The organism is Paenibacillus tianjinensis, assembly GCF_017086365.1.
Taxonomy (GTDB): domain Bacteria; phylum Bacillota; class Bacilli; order Paenibacillales; family Paenibacillaceae; genus Paenibacillus_AQ; species Paenibacillus_AQ tianjinensis.
This window is the reverse complement of record NZ_CP070969.1, coordinates 1,585,142-1,601,971: the sequence shown is the minus strand read 5'-3', so window position 1 is coordinate 1,601,971 and position 16,830 is coordinate 1,585,142. Positions and strand designations below refer to the sequence as shown.

Below are 16,830 nucleotides of genomic sequence, written 5' to 3'. Positions count from 1 at the left end.
CACACAAAAGCCGTCCGCAATCAACGGACGGCCTTCCTATGCCTAACAAGCTAAGATCAAATCATATCCAGCGGAACTCTCCAGGCTGGCTGCGGGAATGCCTCATCCAGCATCCACAGCTCATCATCGCTCAGCCTGATCTGAGCTGCCGCCGCATTCTCGGCGACATGCTGGCGGGAAGCCGCCTTGGGAATGGCAATGACATCGCCGTCACGGATGCTCCAGGCTAACATGATCTGCAGCGGGGTTACCCCGTGCTTCAAAGCGATATCTTGAACAGTCTCGTTCTCGGTAAGACCTTTACGCAGGCTGCCCGCCTGTGCTAATGGGGAATAGGCCATTACGGGAATCTTGTGGCTTCTTTCCCAGGCCAGCAGTTCATGCTCAATACCGCGTGAACCCAGATGATAGAGCACCTGATTCACTGCACAGTGCTCCCCGCCGGGAATCCTGAGCAGCTCTTTCATATCCTCCGTATCCAGGTTGGAGACGCCCCAGCGTTTAATTTTGCCGGCAGCTACCAGGGCCTCCATGCCTTCAACGGTTTCTTCCAGGGGGACATTGCCCCGCCAGTGCAGCAGATACAGATCCAGATGATCAGTGCCCAGACGTTTCAGGCTGTCTTCGCAGCTGCGGATAAGCGACCCTTGTCCGGCATTATACGGATACACCTTGGAGACCAGAAACACATCATCACGGATCCCGCGGATAGCTTCGCCGACCAGCTCTTCGGAACGTCCGTCCCCGTACATTTCAGCGGTATCGATCAGGTTCATGCCAAGTTCCACACCCAGGCGCAGGGCTGCGATTTCCTCGGCACGGTTCGCAGCATCCTCGCCCATAAACCAGGTGCCCTGTCCGATTCTCGGGACAGAAGCACCGTCCTGCAGCTTAATCCGGTTGTGAGTGCTATTGTTCATATGAGAAGTCTCCTTAACGAATGGATTGGATTGTATACTTAATATACTTACCATGTTGTCTCGTTCGAAACATCGTACAGGTGTCCAAATCTTTAACATCTTCTATGATCTCAGGCAATCAGTTTCAATCCTATTGCAGCACCGAGAATCATCACAATGCAGAGTATCCGCCGCATCTCCCGGGATTCGCCATAGAATAACATGCCAAGGACTGCTCCGCCGGAAGCGCCGATCCCGGTCCATATGGCATAAGCCGTGCCCATCGGCAGCGTCCGCATGGCCAGCGACAGCAGCACAAAGCTGGCGCCAAATCCGAATATCAGCAGGGAAACGGTCCGCCAGCTGCGGTGCGTTTGCAGCTTCGCCATCATCCCCACCCCGATCATTTCGCTGAGTCCCGCACCAATCAGCATCAGCCAGTCCATTTAGGACACCTCCTTGATCTGTTCTTTCGGCCCGTCACTGGTAGTCAGCTTTAACCCGATAACCCCGGCCAGCAAAAGGATTATCAATACCACCTTCAGCATACGAAATGGCTCCCCGAACCAGAGCATATCCGCCAGCACAGTTCCGGTAGTGCCGAGCCCGACAAATACCGCGTATACCGTACCCGCTGGCAGAGTCCTGCTGGCAGAGATCAGAACATAAAAACTTATGAGAATGGCGAGCACTGTAATCCCCCATTCCCACGGCGCGGATGCGTGCTTCAGCCCGATCACCCATGCGACCTCGAAGCAGGCGGCGCCTGCGATTTGTAGCCATGCCTTACTGCTCTTGCTCATCACTTTCTCCTCCCGCTCCCTTGAATTCTTAATCTCAGCCTCCCGCGCCAATAAAATAAGCCCGGAAGGCCATCGTCATCATTGACGATACCTCCCGGGCTTTTGTCCCTCCGTGTAGACACGGAGCATCTGGCATCCGTGCGTTTTCCCTCGGACCAGACCGGCCATATTCCGCCGCGGAACCCTAGAAAACCAAACCTGATTAAGTTACATCGTATGTTAGCAAATCACAGCGCAGAAAGCAACCCGTAGTTGCTTCCAGCTCCAGCATACAGCCTTGAACTTTCAGCTTCCAGCCTCCAGCACAATCCTTACACCCCAGGCTTCAAGCTCAAGCTGTTCTCCGGACCGAATAACCTTGCCCGACAGCAGTTCCGCGGCAACACCATGTGGGTATACGAAAGTCTGCGGAGTATCGCTGTAATTGAAATAATAGCGGACGGTCTCGTTGTGCGGATTCACACCTGTTTTGACGATCAGCGGAAATGCCAGCTCCTGTTCTGCTCCCCATAATCCGGATTCCTGGAGCACATTCTTTAGAATACTGCTGAGCAGCTCCCTGCTGGTCATGCAGCCGATATAAGTCGCCGTCCCGCTGCCGTAGCGGTTCCGGGTTACAGCGGCATATTGCCCCCAGTGCGGATGATCATAATGCAGCAGGACCTCTGCGTCCTCCGCAGTGATCAGTTCCATCCAGGCTTCGGCGCCACTGTCATCAGCGGCAACGATGATCTCCGGATGCTCACTGCGCAGCCGCACCTCATGCGGAGTGACAAACAGGCTGTAGCGGATCCCACAGGCTTCGCTGATTATGCCCGGCTGCGCTGACGTACGCACCTTAATGGTATCGTCAGCAAAGCCGCTTTTGAAGGAATAGACGGCATGTCCGCCCTGGCGCACATACTCATTCAGCCGCTCCAGCGCCTCATCTGGTGCCGCATACAGTGCCGGAACCACGATCAGACTATAGCGTGAGAGCTCTGTGCACGAAGGCTGAATAAAGTCGCATTCGATATTCATGCGGTACAGGGCGTCATACAGCCAGCGCACCACATCATTGTAGGTTTTTCCATCCGGCAGCTTGAACCATTCCAGCGCTGTCAGTGCTTCATTGCTGACCATAACTGCAACCTTGTTCTCCTTGCGCAGATTCACCAGCGACTCACTTAACCGGGCAAAATCATGGCCGACCGTCTTCGCTTCGTTATAGACCGGATTCGGCTGGAAATCATGGCTCAGCAGCCCTTTCCAATACGTCTCAATGGAGTTGTGAATGGAGTGCCAATGCCAGTAGGCGACCATGTTCGCCCCAGAGGCCAGATGGCTGAACGCCTGCTGCCACAGCTGTCCCGGATAAGGGGTCCAGTTCGGGAAAGCCTGCGCCTGCGTCTCCAGTACCAGATAATTGCTGCGCTTCAGGGACCTCGTCATATCCCCGCCAAAGGAAATCTCCGTTCCGGTCAGCTCATGCTGCGAAGGATGGTAGATATCTACACCGGCAATATCGAACGCTTCAGCGGCGGCAAAATGGTCCACCGACGGCTGCACGCCATACGAATGCCCGCACCATTCAAAATCAAAGTTCTGCGTTACAAATTGCCCCGGCTGCTTGTACTCATTCACCAGTGACACCTGCCAGGCGAGGAACTCCGTCACCAGGCCGCGCTGGAAGCGGGCGAATTCCGCACCCAGGCTGCCGTTGATCGTTCCGACCACCGAGGGGAAGTCCTCCCACGCATTGATCCGGTTGCTCCAGTAATCCAGTCCGAATCTCGCGTTGATTACGTCCAGCGTGCCGAATTTCTCGCGCATATATTTTACGAAGCGCAGCTGCACGTTGTCCCCGGCGGTCCCGTAATACTTCGTCTCGTTGTCCGTCTGGTAGCCAATGACTGCCGGATGCTTGCACACCCGGCTGATCAGCTTGCGGATAATCCGCTCCGAATGGAAGAGATAGGCCGGGCTCGTAATGTCCATGATCTGCCGGGCGCCGTATTTGCCGGGACCGTCTGCCGTTACGGCAAGCACCTCCGGATGCTCCTTCACCAGCCAGGTAGGCACGGCATAGGTCGGTGTTCCGACGATAACGCCGATTCCTGCAGCGTGCATGGCATCCAGTACACGGTCCACGGAGGTGAAGTCGAAGACTCCGTTTTGCGGTTCATGTGTACTCCAGGTGGATTCGGCGATCCGGACCGTGTTGATGCCGGCCGCCTTCATCATGGCAATATCTTCATCTAATCTCTCATAGGGCATATACTCGTCGTAATAAGCGACTCCGTAGCGTAACTGATTCATCACTTTCCAGTCCTCTCCCCTTAGCCTTTGATTGCCCCTTCGGCAATTCCCTGCATAATAAACTTCTGAAAGAATCCATAGATAATAATAACAGGAAGCGCTGTCAATACCAAAGCCGCCAGAATGAGCGACCATTCCTTATTGTACTCCCCGAACAGCGTATTGGTAGATAAGATCAGCGTGTATTTAGTAGAGTCGGTCAGCATCAGGAGCGGCAGCAGGAAGTCATTCCAGATCCACAGGAAGTCGAGAATCGCAATTGTTACCGTAATCGGCAGCAGCAGCGGGAAAATAATCCGGAAGAACGTCTGGAATTCACCGCAGCCGTCAATCCGCGCCGCTTCCTCAAGCTCACGGGGAATGGATTTCACAAAGCCATGATACAGGAAAATCGCCATGTTCACGCCAAGACCGATATAGATCAGAGCCAGACCGTAGGTGCTGCCGCTGACATGCAGGTTTTTGGCCATCCGGGTCAGCGGGATCATGATGGAGTGGAACGGCACCAGCATCGAGGCGATGAACAGCGAGAAGATCGCCGCACTCAGTCTGCCGCTGGTCCGGGACAGCTTGTAGCCGGCCAGAGCTGCACAGAAGATAATGCCTCCAATCCCGATAACCGAGACGATTACGGAGTTGATTGTGCTGCCCAGCAGATTGATCTGCTTAAACGCGTGAGCATAGTTCTCGAAATGCAGCTTCGTCGGCAGCGCCGTGAAGGACGCGAACATTTCCCCTTGTGTTTTGAGCGAATTGATAATTGCCAGATAGATCGGAAAGAAAGAAATGATTGCCCCGATGGTAAGGAACAAGGTAATGAACAGCGATGCACTTTTTCTGAGTCTCATGCCTCCACCTCTTTTCTCTTCATGACGCCGATCTGGATAAAGGTAAAGAGCAGAATAATAATGAACAGGATGACCGATTTGGCGCTGGCATACCCGTAGCGGAAGTTGTTGGAGAACGCCTCTTCATAAATGTTCATCGTGATAACCTGCGTACTGCGTCCCGGACCGCCGCCGGTAAGCCCGTATACCACCTCAAACACCTTGAACGCCCCGTTCAGTGTAAGGAAGAAGCAGATCGTAACCGCATGCGTAATCATCGGCAGCGTCACTTTGCGGAAGGTCTGGAACGGGCTGGCCCCGTCAATGACGGCAGCTTCCTTGAGACTTTGCGGCACCCCTTGCAGGGCGGCCAGATAGATAATCATCATATAGCCGACACCGTTCCACAGCGAAACGATAATAATCGAATAAAAGGAAACCTTGGGGTCCCCGATCCACAGCTGGTCGAGAAAGCTTATGGCGGTTTTTTCGGCGAGCTGCGGCAGTACCTGGGAGAACACGAACGTCCACATAAAAGCACTGATGATCGTACTGATCATATTCGGCATGAAAAAGATCGTCCGGAAGAAGCCTTTGGTTCTTATCTTGGTCTCAATGAATACGGCAAGCACAAGGGCGAAGACATTTTGCAGCACGATCATGAACAGCACATATTTCAACGTGAACAGCAGCGAGTTTACAAAATCGGGATCTTCACGCAGCGCTTCAACGAAATTGCCGAGGCCGATAAACGAATAATCGCGGTTTAGTCCGTTCCAGTCCGTAAAGCTGTAATACATGCCCCCAATGGTAGGAATCAGCAGAAACAATGAGTAAATGATAAATGCGGGTGCGACAAAAGCAAGCAGTGAAACAATGGATTTATATCGGTTAGCCGGCACAGGTTCCGCCCCTCTCCCTCTGTGATGTGCAAAGTAAATCAGGGATGGAGGAAGACAAAGCCCCCGCTCTGTTCTTCCATCCCTGCTCTGTAGATTTCAGCTTATTTATTTACTTTGTTGTAGGATTTCCACGCTTTGTCGAGCGCTTTGAGCACATCATCCTGCGTCATTTGTCCGGCCTAGTATGCCTGAAGCCCTTTGCCCACTTCATCCTTCACAGACTGCGGAATAGCCGGGTCCTGTACCGATTTTCCTTCTTTTACATAAGACGTTGCTTCAGCGATCCAAGGATACATTTCGTAAGTATGCACAGTAGCTACCGGATTGAATTTCATCGCCTGGAACAGGCCGTTCGAGTCCGTGTCATCCAGCACATAGTTCAGGAAATCAAGCGCTACTTCCTTGTTCTTGCTCGTAGGCGATACCGCCAGTGAAGTCGAAGCGCTCAGGTTGATCAGCGTCGCGTCAGCATTATCGTTAATCGGGAGCGGTGCTACGCCAAAGTCCAGATCAGGGTTTGACTTGAGGATCGTTTCGGCGTACCACGGACCCATCAGCCACATTGCGCCCTGTCCTGCTGCAAATGCAGCCGCACCGTCGTCTCCGCCGACCTCAGTGGCCTTCGCTGTACCATTCTCGTTGATCAGATCGAACACATCGAAGATTGCTGATTTCATCTCAGTGAATGAGCCCTCATCCTTGTTCATTTTATCCACAAAGTCCGCATCTTCGGTCTTGACCATTCCCCCGACGGCCAGCGGCAGCACCAGCTGCGGAATCCAGGATTCTTTATAGGAGAGCACAAAAGGTGTCTCATTATTGGCTTTAAGTGTTTCTGTAACTGCTTTAAGCTCTGTCAGCGTCGTCGGCGGTGTCAGCCCGTATTTGGCAAAGATGGTCTTGTTGTAGAGGTAGCCCCAGGACAAGGTCTCCAGCGGGAGTGCTACCACTTTGCCGTCAGTAGTCGTTACGGAAGGCTTCACGCTATCCAGCAGCTTGCTGACAAACGGCTGATCCGACAAATCTTCCAGATATCCTGCTTTATAATAAGACGGAATCTCATTTACGGCATGGATGGCAAAAATATCCGGCGCATCGTTCGAGGCAAGGCGCGTTTTCAGAATCTGCGAAGCGTTGTCTGCCGTCGGCATCTCAAGCTGTACGGTAACGTCGATATTTTTCTCGGCCTTCTCTTTTTTGACGAATTGGGCAATGTAATTATCGTATTGTTCTTTAAAACGCGGCTGCGCGATGAACATCTTCAGAGTGACGCTTTTGGCAACACTGCTGCCTGTGCCAGCATCGTTAGCTGCACCTGTATTATTGGTATTATTGCTGCCGCAGCCGGCAAGCATAGTAGCGGTGAGCATTGTGCAGAGTACACCTTTGGTCATTTTGTTCATGCTGTAAGACCTCCCAATGTCTTTGTTTTGTTTACGCTTTCATTGTATCTATTTTATGAAAGCGTTTAATTGGACGGAATTACCCTTTGGGATTGGACATTTTTAAACCGCCGCCCTGCTTCCTCATTTCACCCGGAGCGATGCCGTAATGCTTCTTGAATACCCGGTAAAAATAGCCCACATCCTCGTATCCGGACAGCTCTGCCACCGTCTTGATCGGAATGCTCTCCTCCGCCAGCCACGCCTTCGCCTTCTCCATGCGCAGATGCAGGATATAATCCGTGACATTGCAGCCATACTCCAGCTTAAAGACCTTGCTTAAATATTCCTTGCTGACAAAAAAGGCTCTCGCCAGTGCTTCCAGCGTCACCGCTTCAGCAAAATGGGCGTCGATGTACTGCCTGACCTCTTCCAGATTCAGCTTGTTCTTGAACTTCCGCTGGCCGATCAGCTGCTCAAGTCCCGCCGTATAAAGTCCCTTGAGAAAAGCAATCATGCTGCTGCCGGACTGCAGCACCTCCTGCGGAAGCTCCGTTACCAGTCCGTCGTCCTCCAGCCCGTTGCCGTGCATCAGCTCCTTCAGCAGCAGCAGCATTTCACCAGCCGCCTGCCGGAGAGCTCCCGGTTTGCCGGCCCCTGCCTGTTCCAATTCCTTGCCGACGGCATCAAGAACAGAGCTCACCCCTTCGCTGTTCAGCTCGTTGAAATGCACCTTTATAAGCTGCTTGTGCTGTGCCAGCGAGAAGGATACACCCAGGTCCAGAGCGTAGCCCCCCGGTATACTGAATGCTTCTTCCAGCTCCTTGACGCATTTGCGCAGCACAGCATTCAATTCCGCCGGGTCGATCGGCTTCAGCAGATAATCCATTGCCCCGTAACGGATTGCGCTTTGCGCATATTTGAAATCGTCATATCCGCTGATCACGATCACTTTGATCTCAGGAAACCGTGCATGCAGCTCATTCATCAGCATTACGCCGTCCGTACCGGGCATGCGCATATCGGTAATAATAATCTGCGGCGTCAGCTCGCTTACAAGCCGCAGCGCCTCCTGACCATCCTCTGCTTCGCCGGCTATTTCCAGCCCAAGGGCCTCCCAGGCTCCGAACGTCCGCACAATATCACGGTTCCAGCTCTCATCATCCACCAGCAGCACTTTATGCATGGTCCATCACCTTCCTCTCTAAGGGAATTGTTACCGTCACTGTTGTTCCTTCTCCGGGACTGCTCTCCACGCGGATTCCGTACAGCTCGCCGTAATGCATATGAATCCGCGAAGCCACGTTGCTGAGCCCGATCCGCTCACCGTGCGTCCACAGCCCGCCGCTTCGCAGCTGCAGCCTTCCCTGCAGATCCGATAGCTTGTCCGGCGGCATGCCTATCCCGTTATCACGGATCATAATAACCGTGTTCTGTCCCTCACGCTTTACCAGGACCTCCAGCTTCCAGGGTCCAGTCTTCTGTTCCAGGCCGTGGAAAAAAGCATTCTCCACAATCGGCTGCAGGCTCAGCTTCGGGATCAGGCTGCCGGCTGTGTCCTCATTCACGGTGATGCTGTAGTCAAGCCGGGCGGCAAAACGCTGCTGCTGAATCTGCATATAATTATTCAGATGGTTCAGCTCTGCCTGCAGCGGGGCCAGGTCTTCAGGCTCGCGAATGATGTAGCGGAACATATCGCTGAGCGATCTCAGCACACCATAGCTCTCCGCCGGGCTGTTCTTGAACAGCATGCTGCCGATCATCTGCAACGTATTCTGCAGAAAATGCGGGTTGATCTGCGCCTGAAGCGCTTTGAGCTCGGCACTCTTTTTCTCCAGACTGATCACATACTCCGTGCGGATATGCTCGCGGATGCGGTGCGACATCTGGTACAGCTTCGTCTCCAGGAAGCCTATCTCATCCATGCGGCTGCTGAATTTCATCTCCCGCTCCTTCATCATACCGAAGCCCTGGATCGACCGGGTCAGACTGACAATCGGCGTTGCTACCCGCCAGGCCAGCAGCACCGCAAGCAGAATAGCTAAGGCGACGGAGACCGCCCCGACAATTAGCCCGAAATTCATCGTCGCCAGCGCACTTTCATTGATCGAGCTGTTCGGAATCACGGTGACCAGCTTAAGGCCAACCGGATCTATCGTATTGTAGAACACATATCCATGGTCACTGCGGAAATATCCCTGAGTCTCCTGCGTGCCGGCTACCCGGCTCACCGTATCCTTGGACGGGCTGTCTCCCCAGGGCTGATACAGCACCTCACCGTCCGCACCGGCAATGAATACCGTATGGTCGCTGCCGCGACCCAGCAGATTCAGGGTCTGATCGAGTACCCCCCAGCGGATGCCTAGCGAGATGCCGCCAAGCTTTTCCTGATTCTCAAACCGGTTAATGCTCCGCACGAGCTGGAACTTGCTGTCATCGCGGCTGTCCGAAGTAATCATGAAATCCTTATCCTGGTCAAACAGAAGCTTGTATGGGGCCGGGATAGCGCCGGGTGATTCGATATCACTTTGCGAGGCATTGATTGTGAACAGCTTGTCATACTCTTTCAAGTACAGCTCCACCCCGATCACATGGTTGCCTGCGGAGTAGAACAGATTGGTCAGAGTGTCTATAATATTTTTCTGCGCGGCAAATTGGCTGGACAGGGATGGCTCCTCGGCGTTTGCAAGATAATCGCTCAGGTGCGGGCTGATCAGCACGGTATAAATCAGATTGTTAAGCTGGGCGAACTGGTCCCCGAGATAGATTCCGGTCCATTTCATATTGGAGAGATTCGTGCTGATGACCTCAGCCTCCATCGACCTGCGGCTGTTCTCTGCGGCCAGGCCGGTGATGGTAACGATCGGTACTACTGCAAGAATAATCATCGTCAGCATCAGCTTATTGCGGATACTTCGCCGGAAAGGCTCTATCAGTTTCATCATCCATTTCGTGAACATCGCTCTAGCTAACCTCCCGGTTTCAGTATTCATAGTCTGCCCATCGCAGAATGGATTCATATTAGCAAAAAACTAACGCCCCGGATAGCGGACGTTAGTTCAGAAATGTTGTGCCTTCTATGGGCCGAGCACGATCGTATGGAAGGATTCCGGCTCCAGCTCAAAAGCATACTCTACAGAGCCGCTGTCCAAGTGCAGCATACGTTTTTCCTTGTAGGGATTGGCCAGTACCAGCGTTACCCCGCCGTCCGGTGTGCGGAAGGCCACCGAATGTCCGCTCCAGGGTCCCTTAAGCCCCACCCGCACCGAACCCGGCGCAGCGAAGCGGAAGAAATGCTGCATCACATAATATTCCGGATTGATGATGGCAGTGTTTTGCCCGGGCTCAATGGTCAGCATCGAGTTTTGCTCCCAGCCCCAGGTGCTCCGTCCCTTCGGGGCAAGCGCCATGTTCCAGTAGATATAGGCATTCACGCCGTTCGTAAAATAATGCTGGTACAGACCAAATACATATTTTGCATAAAACCAAGTATTCTCCCCGTCCCCGCATTCATTTTCGGTCTGCATGTACCGCAGCTCGGGATAGCTCTGGGCGGTCCGCTGGATCGCATGCTTGCCTGCCCACTGATAACCGACCCCCTTAACATACTTGTAAGCCTCAGGATCACCGAGCACAACACCGGCAAAAGCGTCATGGTCGCTGGACTTATGCTTTAGCCATTCATCCCAGGGCTCCGGCACATTGATGGTGCCCAGCCAGATTTCTGTGTCCAATCCATGGTCTGCAAAGGCAGGGCCCAGATAGTCACGGATGAACTCGCGCAGCTGCTCTCCGGTCCAGACACAGGAAGGAAACTTCTGGTCGGCCACCACTTCATTCTGCACATGCACCTGATGAATGGTGATCCCTTCTTCCTTATAAGCCTGCACGAACTTGACGAAGTACAGCGCATAAGCCGCAAGATTCTCTGGTTCCCAGCGCAGCGTACCGTAGTTGTAGGCCTTAGGGGATTTCATCCAGGTTGGCGGACTCCAGGGCGAAGCGAACAGCTTCAGCTCCGGGTTCAGCGCCAGCGCTTCACGGATATAGGGGATCAGAAACTTCCGGTCACGCTCTATGGAGAAATGCTCCATCGCATAATCGCCGTCGGTCTCATTATGGCTGTACCATTCCAGCGCATAATCACTGGCGCCGATCGGCAGCCGGCAGATGCTGAAGCGCTGCTCTCCCTCCGGGTGGAACAGCGCGTGCATCACCCTGGCCCGTTCCTCCTCCGGCAAAGTCAGCAGCGCTTCGTACCCCAGCTCATTGAAACAGCCGCCGAAGCCTTCCAGTATCTGATGCTGGTCGGCGGTGATTGAAAGATTGGGCTTATTGGCCTTGGCAGGGCCATCGGACTTATCAGATCCGTTCGGCCCAGGAGCTTCCTGCTCCACCCATGCTGCCTGTTCTGTACTTGCGAACCATCGAAGCTGTGTATTTGTCATCTGTTTATTTTCACTCCTTACGGTAATAGGGTTCACAGTTCTTCTCATGCAGCAGATATAGCCTGCACCGGAATGTTTGCGCTTACATTATATCTCTAATGTGCTGGAGATGGATTGGACAATCCGGCAGCCGGGGATTGGATTATTTTAATCTTGCCGGATGAAACGAACGGCGTTATGCTCACGTACAAAGACAATTGGAAATATTATGAATTCATTACTTATGAAAAGAGGTCAAATTATGTTTCATTCCCGGCATTTCAGCATTCACCCGTTGGCTGAAGGTATTTATGCACTGATAGCCACGGAACAGGGCGGGGCCATGAGCAATGCAGGCATCATGGATATGGGCGGATTTACGCTGATCTTCGATACTTTTAACACTCCCCAGGCTGGCAAAGACCTGCGCGAAGCGGCGCTGCACCTCTTTGACCAGCCTATCGGTTATGTCATCAACAGCCACTGGCATGGGGACCATGTCCGCGGCAATCAGTTTTTCACCGGCGAAACGATTGTATCTTCCAGCAGAGCCCGGGAGCTGATGCAGGAAACACAGCCCCAGTGGCTGACCCGGATGACGCCGCTGCTGCCGAAACTGGAAGCGGACATTGCCGAAGCCGCCGCCAAGCTATCTTCTGAGCCTGAGCAGGAGAAGCGGCTGCGGCTGGCTAGTGAACATAACTACCTCCTGGAAATCCGGGAATCGATAGAGACACTCGCCGTCACCTATCCGGAGCTTACCTATGAACATCAGCTGACCCTCCATGGCTCCAAAAGAAGTGTCCGGCTGCTGTCCCTTGGGCGGGCACACACGGAATGCGATTCGATTCTCTACTCCCCTGCTGATTCCCTCGTCTTCGCCGGAGATGTTATCGCCATCCGGAATCATCCGCTGTTCACAGACGGAGATCCGCACAGCTGGCTGAACGCGCTGGACGCGCTGGAGAAGTTAGGAGCTAAGCAGATTGTACCAGGACATGGTCCCGTAGGCGATGCTGGCAGCATCAAATATATGCAGGAATACATAAGGGATTTGTTGGCTGTCAGTCAACAATATAGAGGGCTGGAGCCGAAGCCGGACGCCGCGGGCATTCCGGTGCCGGAAGCTTACCGGGACTGGAACGCCACTGGCGTATATTACCGCAATCTGGAGTTTCTGCTGAACAGGTCATTCTAAAGACAGCCAAGACAGCCCTCTGGGCACCATGGAGAGAAAAAACTACAGAGCAGCGTTTCTCCGGTTATCAGAGAAATGCTGCTCTGTGTGTTGTGGGCACTGCTGCTTGCGATCAGCAGTGCCTGCGGGTGAAGCATGATATATGTCCCGAGAAGCTTAGTATAGGATCGAGCTCAACTATATGCCGATATAGATTTTAGAATTGGTTGAAAACGATGATTTAGCCCGAAACGAGGAAATCTAATGTATGAAATACAATAGAAGGCTATTCACCTCAGGATATTGAACCTTTCTATTGCAGTAAATACAATGACTCCAACCGCCGCTGACTCATCAGACATGGAGTTGTCGTCAGCTGCAACATTCAGCCTATATCGAACCTCCTGTTACTGAAGGCCAAAACTCATTCCTGCCCGGCCAGTGCGTTCAATTCCCGCAGATCCTCTGCCAGGTTCTCCTCGGTATATCTGCCTTGGCCGAAGCCGATCAGTGCCCGCAGCGGCATATATTTCATCATAGCGAGGAACATTTCCGGATTATCCTCCATAGCGCTTTCGAGGCCGAAGATGCTGCTGTAGTGCTTCGCCTTGTCTGCGGTCAGCGGATTGGCCAGCAGGTCGCCTACCGTCGTATTCCGGTGGAAATTCGCGGCAAGGCGTACTGTCGATTTCACTTCCAGCGGAGCGGTAAGACGGATATCGCGCGAAGACGCACCCACTAGAATGTTAAACACTCCGCTCTCCACATGCCAATCGCCCAGCTGCACGTTGTAGTAGGCGAACGAGCGCTTGTTCAGCGTAAAGGAAACCTCGCGTGCCTCACCCGGCTGTAGTTCGATTTTTGCAAAACCCTTCAGCTCCCGGAGCGGACGGATGACGCTGCTCTCCACATCGCTGACATAGAGCTGCACCGTATCTTTGCCGGGTCTGCTGCCGGTGTTCTTAACGTTAACCGTAACCTGTACAGTATCTGTATCTTCGATGCTGCTCTTATCCAGCAGCAAATCACTGTACTCGAATTCAGTGTAGCTCAGCCCGAAGCCGAACGGGAACAGCGGCTCAATTTCTTTCTTATCGTAATAACGGTAGCCGACAAACAGCCCTTCCTTGTATTCCACCTTATCTCCTTCACCGGGGAAGTTCAGGAACGAGGGATTGTCGCTCAGTTTCTGCGGGAAGGTCTCCGCCAGCTTGCCGCTCGGGCTTACTGCACCGAAGAGCAGATCGGCAACCGCGCCGCCAAAAGCCTGTCCGCCCAGATAGCCTTCCAGCACCGCTTTGGTCTGCGGAAGCCACGGCATTTCCACTGGTGAACCATTGCTCAGCACAACGATAACATTACTCTGCACTTCCGCTACCGCCTCGATCAAGGCCTTATGGCTGGCCGGAAGCGACAGATGGGTGCGGTCATAGCCTTCGGATTCGTAACGGTCAGGTAAGCCAAGGAACAGCACGGCCGTATCCGCCTTTGCCGCTGTGTCCCGGGCTTCCTGCAGCATACGCTCATTGATCTCATCGCTGGCCAGCTCGTATCCCTGCGCATACAAGAAGCTAACAGCATCTCCGCCAACGGCTTGCATCTCCGCAAAAGCATCATCCAGCTTCGTCGGATTCACATGCGAGCTGCCGCCGCCCTGATAACGCGGCTTCTTGGCGAATTCACCGATAATGGCGATGGTACCGGACTTGGCAAGCGGCAGCATACCGTCCGCATTCTTCAGCAGCACCATGCTCTCCCGTGCCACCTCACGCGCCAGCGCATGATGTTCTTCAGCATCAAAGGCGGCATCCTTCCGGCGGCCTTCCACGCTTTTGAGAATAAAGCCCAGCAGCCGTTCCACAGCCTTATCCAAAGTCTCCATGGACAGCTCACCGCTGTTTACCGCATTTACAATCTTGGCATCGCCGATCCCGCCGCTTGACGGCATTTCCAGCTCCAGCCCGGCCTGCAGCGCCTTCACCCGCTCATTCACCGCACCCCAGTCAGATACGACAAACCCTTCAAAACCCCATTCATCGCGAAGCACCTTGGTCAGCAGAGTTTCACTCTCTGAGGCGTACTCACCGTTGACCTGATTGTAAGAACACATTACACTCCAAGGCTGACTCTGTTTCACAGTCCCTTCAAAGCTTGCCAGATAAATTTCACGCAGGGTCCGCTCATCGATGACTGCATCAACAGACATTCTGCGGTGCTCCTGGTTATTGGCGGCAAAATGTTTGAGCGAAGTGCCTACGCCCTGGCTCTGCACACCTGCCACATGGCTTGCCGCCATCTCCGAGGCCAAAAACGGGTCTTCCGAAAAATATTCAAAGTTCCGCCCGTTCAGCGGCGAACGCTTAATATTGTTACCCGGGCCCAGCAGCACAGCAACATTCTCCGCCTGACATTCCGCGCCCAGTGCTTGCCCTACCCGGCCGATCAGCTCACGGTCCCAGGAGGAAGCAAGTCCTGCCGCTGAAGGAAAACAGGTAGCCGGTACGCTGTCGTGCAGCCCCAGATGATCCGCGCTGCTCTGCTGCTTGCGCAGGCCATGCGGTCCGTCGGTTACCATGAGTGACGGAATGCCGAGCCGCTCAATTCCTTTCGTATGCCAAAAATCCAATCCGGAGCATAGTCCTGCTTTTTCTTCGAGTGTCATTTGTGAAATGAGGTGTTGAATGTTCGTTGTCATTAAGGGCCCTCCCTAAGATAGCGTTTTCTTTTTCTCATTCTAACTTACTTCCCTCTGCATTTATGGCATTCTGTTTTGATTTTTGGTATTTTAATTGGATAAGAAAGAGGGGTTGGTATGCTAAACGACTTGAAAGAAGCCGAGGGTATTCCTTATATCTGCGGGCTGTTGTATGAGGCTTACCGGATACAGGTAACCTGGCTGGACGCAGAAGACACTATCCGCCTGACACTGCCTGCACTTGTAGAAGGACGTCCGGCCAATCCGGGCAGCAGGGGCCTGCTGGAGGAAATCATGGATGTTGTCCGCAGCAGCAGTATTCCCCAAGGCGCTGAGGCCCACAGTCCGCTTCCGCTTGTACACACCACCGGTTTTTTGGAGAATTGCATCGTGCTCCGCCTCCCTGCAGAGGGAGCACAATCCGCCGGAACGATCATGCTCGGCCCTTCCTTGTCCGCTCCCATCACGGAGGAGATGGCCGCAAGCCTGCTCCGCGACTATAATCTTCCGCATAGCCAACAGGAGAGCTGGATTCGGTACTACCGTAGCTTGCCTGTACTGAACCGGATGAGATGGTATCATGCTGCGCTGCTGCTGTACACGCTTATCACCGGGCAGGCGCTGTCGGTTACGGACCTGCTGCTGGATTCGCCCAATCCGGAGCCGGCTGCGCATCCCGGTGACGGACCGGATCTGGACCTATCTTACCGGCGCGAGAACGTGTGGCTGCACCATGACCCGATGCTGGAGCGGGAGATGTTCCGCCATATTGCCACCGGGGATAAAGCCGGACTGCTGCGGGCCCAGGCTGCTTTTCCCGAAGAGAGCTTCGGTCTGTTGTCCAAGAAAAGCCAGCTGCGCAGCAAAAAAAATCTGGCCGTCTCCTCCATTACCCTGGCGACACGCGCAGCGATTGAGGGCGGCCTGTTCTGGGAAATCGCCTATACCCTAAGCGACTTCCATATCCAGCACATCGAGGAGCTGAATGATATTCCGGCTGTGGACCGGGCACTGAACGCCGCCCTGTGTGATTTCGCCGACCATGTGCGCGACAACCGCATATCTAAGCTGTCCCGCACCTCAGCCCTATGCCAGAACTATATTTTTAACCATTTGTATGAAGAGCTTCCCTTAAGCAAGCTAGCTGAGATTGCCGGATTGAATGCTAGTTATCTTTCTCAATTGTTCAAAAAAGAAACCGGACTAGCCATAAGCGACTATATCCAGCGGGAGCGGATTGAGGAAGCCAAACGCCTGATGGAGCTGCCAGGCCTCACCCTGTCAGAGATCGCTACACGGCTGCATTTTAACGATCAGAGTTATTTCACCAAGGTGTTTAAGAAATATACGGGGAAGACGCCAAGGCAGTACAGGCTGGAAAAGGGGAATCTTCTTTAGGGACACGCAACTTGAAAATTAT

Annotated in this window: 12 protein-coding genes, 1 pseudogene and 1 riboswitch; of the genes and pseudogenes, 2 read left to right on the top strand and 11 right to left on the bottom strand. The window is 53.5% G+C overall.

Annotated features, from left to right (window positions below):
• Positions 1 to 56 precede the first annotated feature (56 nt).
• From JRJ22_RS06980 to JRJ22_RS06935, 10 genes and pseudogenes are all read right to left on the bottom strand, one after another.
• Positions 57 to 920, bottom strand: coding sequence for an aldo/keto reductase (locus tag JRJ22_RS06980; RefSeq protein WP_206103822.1), 864 nt, complete (start codon positions 918 to 920; stop codon positions 57 to 59).
• Between the two features lie 110 nt (positions 921 to 1,030).
• On the bottom strand, positions 1,031 to 1,345 hold the full coding sequence (locus JRJ22_RS06975) for a DMT family transporter (protein WP_206103821.1): 315 nt from the start codon (positions 1,343 to 1,345) through the stop codon (positions 1,031 to 1,033).
• The gene (locus JRJ22_RS06970) at positions 1,346 to 1,702 is read right to left on the bottom strand and encodes a DMT family transporter (RefSeq protein ID WP_206103820.1); all 357 of its coding nucleotides are present in this window, start codon (positions 1,700 to 1,702) and stop codon (positions 1,346 to 1,348) included. It abuts the gene before it with no gap.
• An 89-nt stretch (positions 1,703 to 1,791) separates the two neighbouring features.
• A riboswitch (guanidine-I (ykkC/yxkD leader) is annotated at positions 1,792 to 1,901 on the bottom strand.
• Between the two features lie 86 nt (positions 1,902 to 1,987).
• The gene (locus JRJ22_RS06965) at positions 1,988 to 4,000 is read right to left on the bottom strand and encodes a beta-galactosidase (RefSeq protein WP_206105012.1); all 2,013 of its coding nucleotides are present in this window, start codon (positions 3,998 to 4,000) and stop codon (positions 1,988 to 1,990) included.
• Between the two features lie 20 nt (positions 4,001 to 4,020).
• The gene (locus tag JRJ22_RS06960) at positions 4,021 to 4,848 is read right to left on the bottom strand and encodes a carbohydrate ABC transporter permease (RefSeq protein WP_206103819.1); all 828 of its coding nucleotides are present in this window, start codon (positions 4,846 to 4,848) and stop codon (positions 4,021 to 4,023) included.
• Complete coding sequence (locus JRJ22_RS06955) at positions 4,845 to 5,729, bottom strand: carbohydrate ABC transporter permease (RefSeq protein WP_206103818.1); 885 nt, start codon at positions 5,727 to 5,729, stop codon at positions 4,845 to 4,847. Before JRJ22_RS06955 ends, JRJ22_RS06960 begins: the two co-directional genes overlap by 4 nt.
• A 101-nt stretch (positions 5,730 to 5,830) precedes the next feature.
• Positions 5,831 to 7,132: pseudogene (locus JRJ22_RS06950) on the bottom strand (ABC transporter substrate-binding protein).
• 79 nt (positions 7,133 to 7,211) lie between these two features.
• The gene (locus tag JRJ22_RS06945) at positions 7,212 to 8,297 is read right to left on the bottom strand and encodes a response regulator transcription factor (protein ID WP_206103817.1); all 1,086 of its coding nucleotides are present in this window, start codon (positions 8,295 to 8,297) and stop codon (positions 7,212 to 7,214) included.
• The gene (locus JRJ22_RS06940; protein WP_206103816.1) at positions 8,290 to 10,071 is read right to left on the bottom strand and encodes a sensor histidine kinase; all 1,782 of its coding nucleotides are present in this window, start codon (positions 10,069 to 10,071) and stop codon (positions 8,290 to 8,292) included. The genes JRJ22_RS06945 and JRJ22_RS06940 overlap by 8 nt, the downstream gene beginning before the upstream one ends.
• A 117-nt stretch (positions 10,072 to 10,188) precedes the next feature.
• Positions 10,189 to 11,559, bottom strand: a complete 1,371-nt coding sequence (locus tag JRJ22_RS06935) for a glycoside hydrolase family 30 protein (RefSeq protein ID WP_206103815.1) — start codon at positions 11,557 to 11,559, stop codon at positions 10,189 to 10,191.
• A 241-nt stretch (positions 11,560 to 11,800) separates the two neighbouring features.
• On the opposite strand from JRJ22_RS06935, the gene JRJ22_RS06930 reads away from it, so the two are divergent.
• Positions 11,801 to 12,736, top strand: coding sequence for an MBL fold metallo-hydrolase (locus JRJ22_RS06930; RefSeq protein WP_206103814.1), 936 nt, complete (start codon positions 11,801 to 11,803; stop codon positions 12,734 to 12,736).
• Between the two features lie 403 nt (positions 12,737 to 13,139).
• Here JRJ22_RS06930 and JRJ22_RS06925 read toward each other — a convergent pair whose 3' ends face one another.
• Entirely contained in the window at positions 13,140 to 15,410 is a 2,271-nt protein-coding gene (locus JRJ22_RS06925; protein WP_206103813.1) for a glycoside hydrolase family 3 C-terminal domain-containing protein, read from the bottom strand.
• 117 nt (positions 15,411 to 15,527) lie between these two features.
• Between JRJ22_RS06925 and JRJ22_RS06920 the strand changes: the two genes are divergently transcribed.
• Positions 15,528 to 16,808: a helix-turn-helix domain-containing protein gene (locus tag JRJ22_RS06920; RefSeq protein ID WP_206103812.1), complete on the top strand. Its 1,281-nt coding sequence runs from the start codon at positions 15,528 to 15,530 to the stop codon at positions 16,806 to 16,808.
• Positions 16,809 to 16,830: the final 22 nt, after the last annotated feature.

Excerpts from the sequence above, each read along its gene's own strand:
- JRJ22_RS06980 (WP_206103822.1), bottom strand. The coding sequence starts at position 920 with ATGAACAATAGCACTCACAACCGGATTAAGCTGCAGGACGGTGCTTCT.
- JRJ22_RS06975 (WP_206103821.1), bottom strand. The coding sequence starts at position 1,345 with ATGGACTGGCTGATGCTGATTGGTGCGGGACTCAGCGAAATGATCGGG.
- JRJ22_RS06970 (WP_206103820.1), bottom strand. The coding sequence starts at position 1,702 with ATGAGCAAGAGCAGTAAGGCATGGCTACAAATCGCAGGCGCCGCCTGC.
- JRJ22_RS06965 (WP_206105012.1), bottom strand. The coding sequence starts at position 4,000 with ATGAATCAGTTACGCTACGGAGTCGCTTATTACGACGAGTATATGCCC.
- JRJ22_RS06960 (WP_206103819.1), bottom strand. The coding sequence starts at position 4,848 with ATGAGACTCAGAAAAAGTGCATCGCTGTTCATTACCTTGTTCCTTACC.
- JRJ22_RS06945 (WP_206103817.1), bottom strand. The coding sequence starts at position 8,297 with ATGCATAAAGTGCTGCTGGTGGATGATGAGAGCTGGAACCGTGATATT.
- JRJ22_RS06940 (WP_206103816.1), bottom strand. The coding sequence starts at position 10,071 with ATGTTCACGAAATGGATGATGAAACTGATAGAGCCTTTCCGGCGAAGT.
- JRJ22_RS06935 (WP_206103815.1), bottom strand. The coding sequence starts at position 11,559 with ATGACAAATACACAGCTTCGATGGTTCGCAAGTACAGAACAGGCAGCA.
- JRJ22_RS06930 (WP_206103814.1), top strand. The coding sequence starts at position 11,801 with ATGTTTCATTCCCGGCATTTCAGCATTCACCCGTTGGCTGAAGGTATT.
- JRJ22_RS06925 (WP_206103813.1), bottom strand. The coding sequence starts at position 15,410 with ATGACAACGAACATTCAACACCTCATTTCACAAATGACACTCGAAGAA.
- JRJ22_RS06920 (WP_206103812.1), top strand. The coding sequence starts at position 15,528 with ATGCTAAACGACTTGAAAGAAGCCGAGGGTATTCCTTATATCTGCGGG.